The 10,557-nt window shown below is 41.5% G+C and carries 4 protein-coding genes; all 4 read left to right on the forward strand.

Annotation, left to right across the window (positions count from 1 at the left end; genetic code table 11):
* The first annotated feature begins 172 nt into the window (after positions 1–172).
* Positions 173–4,063 carry an FG-GAP-like repeat-containing protein gene (locus VMW01_07625; protein ID HUW06115.1) on the forward strand — a complete coding sequence of 1,297 codons (3,891 nt, stop codon included), beginning with the start codon at positions 173–175 and terminating at the stop codon, positions 4,061–4,063.
* A gap of 543 nt (positions 4,064–4,606) precedes the next feature.
* Positions 4,607–7,312: a PAS domain S-box protein gene (locus tag VMW01_07630; GenBank protein ID HUW06116.1), complete on the forward strand. Its 2,706-nt coding sequence runs from the start codon at positions 4,607–4,609 to the stop codon at positions 7,310–7,312.
* Positions 7,313–7,469: 157 nt separating this feature from the next.
* Positions 7,470–9,998 (forward strand): PAS domain S-box protein, encoded by a 2,529-nt coding sequence (locus tag VMW01_07635; protein ID HUW06117.1) that lies wholly within the window; start codon positions 7,470–7,472, stop codon positions 9,996–9,998.
* Positions 9,999–10,234: 236 nt separating this feature from the next.
* On the forward strand, positions 10,235–10,557 hold a 323-nt coding region (locus tag VMW01_07640), incomplete at its 3' end, for a hypothetical protein (protein HUW06118.1).

Consider the following 10,557-nt stretch of genomic DNA (forward strand, 5'->3'; position numbering starts at 1 on the left):
AGCATACGCCACTTTGTATGACTGGATAAATGAACTTCTCCACCTTATACTTAGCTTTACATTGGAAATATTTACCATATAGACAAGTATTTTATTTGGTAAAAATTTAGTAAACAAACACTGCTTTGGAAATACTAACCAATCATAAACACACGATCTAAACGTTTTCAGTATGACTAAAAAACTTTTACTCATTTTTTTTATATGCCTTGCAACCATGCTCCGGGCATTTTCGCAGAACAACGCCCTGCACTTCGATGGAACCAACGATTACGTTGCCATTCCTTCCGTGGGAACCAACCTGAACAGCTTCACCATTGAAGCGTGGATAAATCCTGAAACTATCTCCACGAGGATGATGTTGGTAACCACCGATGGATGGGTAGCCGGAACGGTTTACTTTCGCCTCTTTAACGGTAAGGTTTCATTAGCGGTAAATGGATTAAATATGGCCGAAACCGATAACGATTGGCCGGTAATGTCGGCAGCAATAAACATCAATAGGTGGCAACATATTGCGGTAACCTACGATGGTGTCGCTAAAAAAATAGTATTCTATCTTAACAGCGTAGAGAGCGGTAGCTATAATGCTCCATCGATGCCAGTTGCCAACTTTACTACAGGTGAAATTGGTGCCTTTAGCATATCAAATCCCTATTCGGGTAAAATGGATGAAGTTCGTATCTGGAATAAATCCCTTACCTCTACCGAGATTAATGCAACGATGAAAACAGAGCTAGTAGGCACCGAAAGCGGATTAATTGCCTACTACAACTTCAATCAGGGAACAGCAAGTGGAGCAAATTCAGCTATAACCACACTAACCGATATAACCTCCAACCACTATACTGGCACGCTTACGAACTTTAGTTTGCTCACGGGTAATACATCAAACTGGGTAACCGGTTTTGTTGTACCCTCTGCTCCCGGAACCCCCACAAACGTTTCGGCAGTAGCTGGTAATTTAAAAGCAATTGTCTCCTTTACCGTTCCCACATCCGATGGAGGTAGCCCCATCACACAGTATACTGTAACTTCAACCCCCGGGAGCATAGTAGCAACCGGTACGGCAAGCCCAATTGTTGTTATGGGATTAGACGCTTTTCGACCATATACATTTACGGTTGTTGCATCGAATGTCTTTGGGAATAGCGCCCCATCAGTGTCCACTGCGTCAGTAACACCCATTTCGGCACTGGTAATAACCTCCATTACACCAACGAGCGGTCCGGTTGGAACAACCGTAACCATCACCGGGTCTGGATTTAGCACAACTGCCGGCAATAATATTGTTTACTTTGGTGCGGTAAAAGCAACTGTAAGCGCAGCGTCTGAGAGTTCTCTTACCGTAACGGTTCCTTCAGGAGCAGGTTCGGTAGTTCCAATTTCTATTGAAACAGGAGGTTTCGTGGCTCAATCAAACACGAGTAGCACTCCGGTTTTCGATGTTACCAATACCCCTAACCTCAAGCTCACCTACGCCAGCACTACATTAGCTGGATTCATTAATCCTCAATGCATTACAGTCGGTGACTTTAATGGAGATTCTAAGCCCGATATGGCTGTTGCGAATTTATACTCGGATCATATAGATATATTGCTGGGAAATGGAAATGGCACGTTCACACCTGCCTCAGATTTGGCTATAGAATCAGGTTCAAGATTTGTAAGCACTGGCGATTTTAACGGCGATGGTAAAATCGATTTGGTTAGCGCAAATTGGGAATTGAACAGTGTTAGCATATTTCTAGGTATTGGTGATGGTACTTTTTCTGCCAAAACCGATTTTGCGGTGGGTGAATATCCAAACTTTGTTGCGGTGGGCGATTTCGACGGCGATGGTAAGGTAGATATAGCTACGGCAAATTATAAGGGCCAATCGATAAGTGTCTTAAAAGGGAATGGTGATGGCACATTTGCCGCAAAAACCGATTATCCAACCGGTAGTTATACCAGCCCATACTCGATTGCAGTGGGCGATTTCAATGGTGATGGTCAATCCGATATAGTGGTGGCGAATTTTCTTAGCTCTAATGTTGGTATATTCATAGGCAATGGTGGCGGTGGGTTTGCAGCTGAAACGACTTATCCGGTAGGTTCTAATCCTTCAGGTGTTGTTATTGGTGACTTTAACGCCGATGGTAAGGCCGACTTAGCTAGCTCTAATTATAATAACGCTTCGGTAAGCATACTTATGGGTAATGGTGATGGTACTTTTATGGCTAAAGTAGATTATCCGGCAGGTACCAATCCTATCTCTGTTTCCTTGGGCGATTTTAATGGCGATGGTAAGCTCGATTTAGCGATTCCTAATGGAACGACCGATAGAACGGTAAGTGTTTTAAAGGGAAATGGTGATGGTACTTTCGCCGCTAAGTTCTGCCTTGATTTAGGCGTTGATTTATCATGCGTTGCCACAGGTGATTTTAATGGCGATGGTAAAACAGATATGGCTGTTGCATCCTCCTCCAATTCTGTTATTATAATGACCAGTGTGCAATCGCCAACGGTAACCACTCAGGCGGTTACCTCTATTACGGCAACCTCTGCAACAGGAAATGGAAATATCATCGATATAGGTACTGCAAACCCAACCCAATACGGTGTGGTTTGGAGTACAGAAACTAATCCAACAGTTGATCTTACAACGAAAACAGAACTGGGTGCAAAAACGACAACCGGTGCATTTATATCTTCCATTACCGATTTAACTCCATTCACTAAGTACTACATTAATGCGTATGCCACAAACGCTGTAGGTACAAGTTATGGTAGCGAAGTGACTTTTACTACCCCCGCAGCAGCACCCAGTACTCCAACAGAGGTAGCTGCCATAGCTGGAAACGCCAAAGCAACGATAAGCTTCACTGCACCTGATGCTAATGGTAACCCCATAACCAGCTATATCGCTTCTTCGAGCCCGGGTAGCAAAACGGCAACAGGAACTGCAAGCCCATTAACGGTAGCTGGGTTGACCAATGGCATCGCATATACCTTTACAGTGGTTGCCATTAATGGAATAGGAACAAGTGACCCATCAGCATCATCAAACGGGGTAACACCGTTTGTCGATACCGAAAACCCAACAATATCCAATGTTCCTGCAAATATTTCAGTGAGCACCGATGCTGGTAAAAACTATGCAATTGTATCGTGGGTAGAACCTACCGCCAACGACAATGTCGCAGTAATCTCCTTTACTTCCAATCTTTTCAGTGGCTTGCTATTCTCAGTTGGAGAAACTACCGTTACCTACACCGCTACCGACGCCGATGGAAATACCGCAACCGCTAGCTTTACGGTTACGGTTAACGATACCGAAAAACCCGTAATTTCAGATATCCCGGCAAATATATTGGTTAGCACCGATGCTGGTAAAGATTATGCAACTGTGTCGTGGACTGAACCTACTGCAACCGATAATGTTGAGGTAATGCGTTTTATGCCTGATTACACTATCGATTCTCAATTCGCAGTTGGAGAAACTACCGTTACCTACACTGCAACTGACTATGTTGGGAATACTGAAACCGCTAGTTTTACAGTTACAGTAAATGATACTGAAAAACCTGTTATATCGGCTGTGCCTGCAAACATATCGATTAATACCGATGCAGGTAAAAGCTATGCAACCGTTTCGTGGATTGAGCCTACCGCCAACGACAACGTGGGCGTAACCGACTTTGCACCGGACCACGCCATTGGCTCGCAGTTCCCAGTTGGAATTACCACCGTTACCTACACCGCTACCGATGCCGCCGGGAATACCGAAACTGCAAGTTTTACAGTTACCGTAACCTCAACAACTGGGATCGATATAGTAACCAGTACCGAAGTTAACGTATACCCAAACCCGGTAACAGACATAGTGAACATTACCACCGGCAATTCCGCCGATAATGGAACCTACTCGATTGTCTCTATTTCCGGAACTATCGTTTCACAAGGTATTATTGCAAACGGGAAAGCCACCGCCAACCTAGAAAACCGAAGCGGCGGCACATACCTAGTGCAGATCCAACTTGGTAGCCTGCATTCCAGCTATCGTATAGTAAAAAGGTAAAATAAAGTTGGGTTTGGTTTTAAAGCCGTTCTTGGGAAACCGGAACGGCTTTTTTTTACCAATACAAAAATAATACACCCGCTGCACAAAAAGAGTATTGGCTGTTCCACATCCAAGAAAAAATTACACTTTTGCTAGGGATTGCTCACCTTACACCAAGGTGGCACGAAATATTTTATGCCAACTAGAGCAGCCTAAACTTAACCAGCATTTTTGCTCCAATCCTGTAAAGTTCGATTATTCTTCCTTCGCGGCTCTTGAACGATTCCTTGATTTCTGATAACACCACACTATTGGCGAGAACACTGCATTGCTTATTTGTAACAAAACATAAAGCACAGAATCCCTGCTTTAACTCAACAATAGTCATGCATTTGCATATTTTTCTTAATTTACCAAGATGCAAAATAAAATTGTTGATTTTTTGGTTTATCATAATGAGTAATTTCAGCATATATATATATTGCATTGAGTGGAGGCTCAAAAAATCATGATGATTCAGTTTGTCTTTCTCTCTGTAAAGGGACAAAACATTATACTACCATGAAAAATATTTTCAAAAAAATAGTCAAACCCATCAACGAAGACCCTTCTCCTCGCAAAGTGAAAGATAGTGAGGCAATTGATAATCATGATACATACAAACTTCTATCCGAAAAAATGACCGACGTGGTTTGGCTCATGGACTTTAAAGGAATGTGTATCTACGTATCACCTTCTATTACACAGTTTACCGGATTTAGCGAGGAGGAATACCTGAAGCAAACAATTGAAGACCGATTTACCCAAGAATCCGCCATCATTGCAAGAAAAATTCTTGAGGAAAGCCTAAGTAGTGAACAGTTTTCTTCTCCTACCATGTCAAAGTCATTTTCTATTACTCAAGAGTTGGAATATAGATGCAAGGATGGATCAACCAAGTGGGGTGAACTTTTAATTACCCCCTATTTTGGTAAGGAGGGACGATGTGAAGGAATTCATGGTGTAACAAGAGATATTACTCAAAGAAGAGGTTCGGAGGAGAATTTAAGAAATTCGTTGGCATTGCTGGAGGCAATCATGCAAACTACCGACAATGGAATTCTAGTTGTTGATTTACATGGCAGAATTGTTAAAACGAACAACCGGTTTGTTGAAATGTGGCAAATTTCTGACGAATTAATCCAAATGGCCAATGATGAGAAACTGCTCAACTTTATACTCAATCAACTTACCGACCCCAACACCCTAGTTGAAAAGGTAAAATATCTCTACAACCACCTTGCCGAAGAAAGCACCGATATTATCAACTTCAAAGACGGCCGTGTTTTTGAACGTTTTTCCAAAGCCATGATCATAGGCGATGAGCCAATTGGGCGGGTTTGGACCTTCATTGATATAACCGAACGGAAAAAAACAGAAGAACTTCTTCAAAACGAACGAACGCTGTTCAGAACAGTTATTGACCTAATTCCCGATGCAATTTATGTAAAGGATGTGGATGGCAAAAAAATTCTAGCAAACCCCAAGGAGGTTAAGCTTGCAGGAATGATTACTGAACAAGACACCATTGGGAAGGAAGACAATGCAATTTATTCACGGGAAGTTGCAAGCCACTCTCAAGGAGAAGACCAGCTCATTTTACAAACAGGTACTCCAATCTTTGAAATCGAAAGCACTCTAGTGGATAAAAATGGTGCTGAGCATTTCCTTTTAGGGTCAAAGGTTCCGTTGCGCGATATGTATGGAAACGTGACTGGAATTGTGGGCATTAATCACGAAATCACCGAAAGAAAACGTGCTGATGAATTGCTTCACCAAAGTGAGGAACGGTATCGGGCCTTGGTTGAGAATGTTGGTGAAGGGATTGGATTTGTCGATAAAAACGAGGTGTTTGAGTTTGCCAACCCCGTTGCAGAGGACATTTTTGGAGTTGAACGTGGAGGGTTAATTGGACGCAGCATCAAGGAGTTTGTGAGCAACGACCAGTTTACGTTAATCCAAAAACAAACTACTGCGCGAGAGCAAGGGGAAAGGAACAGCTACGAAATTGAAATAATCCAGCGCGGTGGTGAACGACGAAATATACTCATTACTGCTGTTCCCCAGTTTGATCAATTCGGAGTATTTATCGGTGCTTACGGGGTCCTAAGAGATATTACGGATATTGTCAAAGCTGAAAATGAAATTCGACTCTTGGCAAACGCCATGAAAAGTATATCTGAGTGCGTGAGCATTACCGATATGGACGATAGAATTATATTTGTGAATGAGGCGTTTTTGGAAACCTACGGCTATGCCATAGATGAACTGATAGGTTCGGAAATTAATTTGATTCGATCGCAGACCAACCATGAGGAATTAACAAAACAAATTCTCCCATCAACTATGCAGGGGAAATGGGAAGGTGAGCTGATAAATAGAAGGAAGAATGGTGAAGAATTTCCAGTGCACCTCTCAACCTCATTGGTACACGACACCAATGGGGTACCCATAGCCCTAATTGGAGTTGCTTCGGACATAACAGAACGCAAGAAAAGTGAAAAAATAATTCAAAACCAGAATCAAGAACTGATAGAACTCAATGCTACTAAAGATAAATTCTTCTCCATTATTGCGCATGACCTCAAGAACCCGCTTAGCACACTCCTTGCCGGAACGGAGTTGTTGTTGAAAAATTTCCGCAACATTCAGGCCGACAAGACCGAAACCATTCTTAAAAACTTAAACTCCAACACCCAACAAACATTCAAACTGCTAGAAAACTTGTTAGACTGGGCACGAAATCAGCAAAACAGAATGGAGTTTAACCCAGAGGTAATCGATATTGGGGAAGTTGCAAATCAAATTGTAGCCTTTCTAGGACCGACAGCAACTTCAAAAAACATTACCCTGTTGCAAGAGATTATTTCACCAAGTGTGGCAATTGCAGATGCCTATATGATAAATGCCATTTTGCGGAACCTAATCAGCAACGCTATTAAGTTTACTCGGCCCGAAGGAGTTATAAATATTAGAGCCATTGAGCTCGACGGTGCAGTTCAAGTATCTGTCTCCGATAATGGTGTTGGCATTAAGCCGGAAGAGGTTGAAAAAATATTCCGCATTGACACTAATGCTAGTAAGCTGGGAACCTCTGGCGAAAAAGGTACCGGTTTAGGTCTTTTGCTCTGCAAGGAGTTTGTGGATAAGCACGGTGGTGCTATCTGGGTTGAAAGTGAAGTTGGAAAAGGAAGTACTTTCTTCTTTACACTACCTGCAGTGGAATAAAAGCCAATGATTATCTTTGGTTTTGATGGATTCCTTGGGGAAGCTTCACTCTGATGTTGTAAAGGAAACCTTTATTCCTTTTATTTGCACGTTATAACCGCCACAACATACTATGCCAGCAAATAATCAAAGGATAAAGTTTCAGAGAGGAATAGCATTGCTGTTTTTTACCTCATTATGCATATGGCTAATCAATTCCTCAATTAATAATCATATAGCGGAGAACAATGAAAGATGGATTCATCTTGCGAAGTCTGTTGTCGCATCGATGCCCGCAGATGAAATATTAAAATTGAATGAGGCCAACAACCTAACACAAGAGCAATCATATAAAACAATAGAGAATAGTTTAGTTGAAGTTGTAGATATAAACAAAGGAGCAAGAACTGCATATATCTACACCATGAAAAATGGAAAGGCATTCATCTTAGCCGATTCTAAAGCAGGCACACCACGCATTAATACAGAACCCCGTGAAGCGGCTTTAGTTGGAATTCAAACATTCAAAAACGGAGCTGCCCAAATATATGGTTATCATTCAAGTGGCTGGAGTTCATGGAAAAGCGTCCTAGTTCCTATTGTTGATAAATCAACCGGAAAAACGGTTGCAGTTTTTGGTTTAGAATTTGATTCAACCACTTGGCGTTCATTCCAACTCCGTGAACTCATAGTAACGTTTTTGCTGATTTTGATATCGTTAATGTTGGCTTACATCCTCTTTAAAAGGAAAAGCAAAAAAAACGACCAAGATTTCGGGACATCGCAGAACAACGCAGTCGAAAATAAGATTCAATTGATTGCCTTAGCCTTGAAGGGCGTAAACTTATTGGTTTGTGTCACGGACTTAGAAAACAAATTTCTATTTGTAAATCAGGTCTTCTTGGATAAGTATGGCTATAAGGAATCTGAATTAATAGGAAAGTCGGTCTTCACGGTTTTCTCATCAAAAAACAGTGAGGAGATTTTAGGTGAACTAATAAATTCCTCCCAAGCAGATGGCTGGGAAGGTGAATTGCTCACCACGGGGAGGAACGGCCAAGAGTTTACTATTCATCTTTCTACTGCCCCACTATATGAAGAGCATTCCAAGCGCATAGCAACCATTTATGTTGCAAATGACATCACCCAAATGATTAGTGATCAGGCTCTACTCGCTCAAAGCGAGGAACGATTTCGGCTTGCCGCCAAAGCCACCAAAGATGCTGTCTGGGAGCGTGATTTAATAACAAACAAGCAATGGCACAGCGATAATTTTCAAACTATTTTTGGATGGATTGATGAACCTTTAGAATATACCGATAGCGATACAGTCAGCAAAGTTCACCCCGACGACAGACAACGATCATTTGAAAAAGTTCACCAATTCTTTACCTCTGATGATGATTATTGGGAAGACGAATACAGGTATCAGCGAAAAGATGGTACGTATGCTTGGGTGCTCGACAGGGCATATAAGCTTCGAGATAAAAAAGGAAAACCAATTCGCGTGATTGGTGCGATGCAAGATCTCACAGAAAGAAAAGAGGCAGAACTTGAACTTTTTAAAGCCAAAGAAAAAGCAGAGGAGAGCGACCAGTTAAAAACAGCATTCCTGCAGAATATCTCTCACGAGATTCGAACACCACTGAATGTAATTATAGGTTTTTCTCGATTCCTAAGTGACTCCGATTTGACCCCTGAAAAAAGAAATTATTTCGCTAAAATAATAGAACAGAGCGGAACTCAGCTGCATTCAATTGTATCTGACATTATATCCATTTCCACCATCCAAACTGGTCAAGAAATTATTTCCGAAAGGGAGATAGATCTAAGCGTAATGTTGAGCCGTCTTTATGAGCAGTTCTTACCCAAAGCCCAAGAACAGCTTGTTACCCTTACACTTGGGCCGATTTTACCTGAAAGTAATATCAGCATTATTACTGATGAATCAAAACTCATTCAAACACTTTCGAAACTAATTAATAATGCCCTGAAATTTACCCCCCAAGGAGGCATCGATTTTGGCTTTAGGGTCAAGGATGCATTCCTAGAGTTCTACGTGAAAGATACAGGGGTTGGAATTCCAAAAGAGTTGTATGAAGAAGTATTCAAAAACTTTCAGAAGAACGATACCTCTTCGTCGCACCTATATCGTGGTACTGGGCTTGGGCTGTCGATAGCCAAAGCATATGTAAAGATGCTAGGAGGCGAAATCTGGTTTACTTCAGAACTGGGAGTCGGTTCAACTTTTTATTTTACAATTCCTTATAAAAAAGGTGAGGCAAATACCCTTACTGAAATAATAGCCGTTTCACCATCCAAGATGAATGTTAAGAATCCAAAACAGACCATATTGATTGCCGAGGATGAAGCTTCCAATACTCTTCTTTTAAAAGTAATGCTTGCAAAGCTTAATCTAACCATAGTTGATGCCAAAAATGGGATGGAGGCAGTCGAGATTTGCCAATCCAACAAGCATGTCGATTTAGTGCTTATGGATATAAAGATGCCGGTAATGAATGGTATTGAAGCCACAAAGCATATACGAGCACTCTTACCCGATTTGCCAATAATTGCTCAAACGGCATACGCTAGCGCTCAAGACCGGATTGAAATTATGGCCAGCGGGTGCTCCGATTTTATAAGCAAACCAATAAATCAAGAACTTTTAATTTCCATGGTAAATAAGCATTTAAAAAAGCCATAAGCAATGTGCCTCTAGTGCATGTTACTCAAATCATGGTATGATTCGTTTTTTGAAAAAACCAAGTTTGCGATAGTTCTGCAAATTTGGTAAATATTCTAAATATGAGTAACTTAAAAACTACTTTAAGTTTACGGCATAAGTTTTGATAGTATGTGTAAGGATTCCGCGCTAAGCTAATTTACCAACCGGCAAGGTTAATAATTTGGTGGCACGGTTCAGTAATAAATAACACTGCAATGAAAACGCTAAAAAAGATTGGAATAACCCTCTTTGTGTTGATGATTTTCATCTCGCTAGATGGTTGTGTGATAACTGCTCCCCTACCTCAATCCGTGCAATACACCAATCCCGCTTGGGCTCCAGATTACTACCAAGGTGTACGCTACTACTATTTCCCTGATATTGAAGCCTACTATGATCTCTCCAATCAAAGCTTTGTATATCTCAGCAACGGACAATGGACTGAATCATATAACCTGCCACCCGCCTACTCCAATTTCAACTTATATGGTGCCTATGTGGTTGGGGTAAACGTGCATGTTTATCAGCCATGGGTACA

The sequence above is a fragment of the Williamwhitmania sp. genome (assembly GCA_035529935.1).
Taxonomy (GTDB): domain Bacteria; phylum Bacteroidota; class Bacteroidia; order Bacteroidales; family Williamwhitmaniaceae; genus Williamwhitmania.

Bases quoted from the DNA above. Each gene is read 5' to 3' on its own strand.
- VMW01_07630 (HUW06116.1), top strand. From the start codon at position 4,607: ATGAAAAATATTTTCAAAAAAATAGTCAAACCCATCAACGAAGACCCT.
- VMW01_07625 (HUW06115.1), top strand. From the start codon at position 173: ATGACTAAAAAACTTTTACTCATTTTTTTTATATGCCTTGCAACCATG.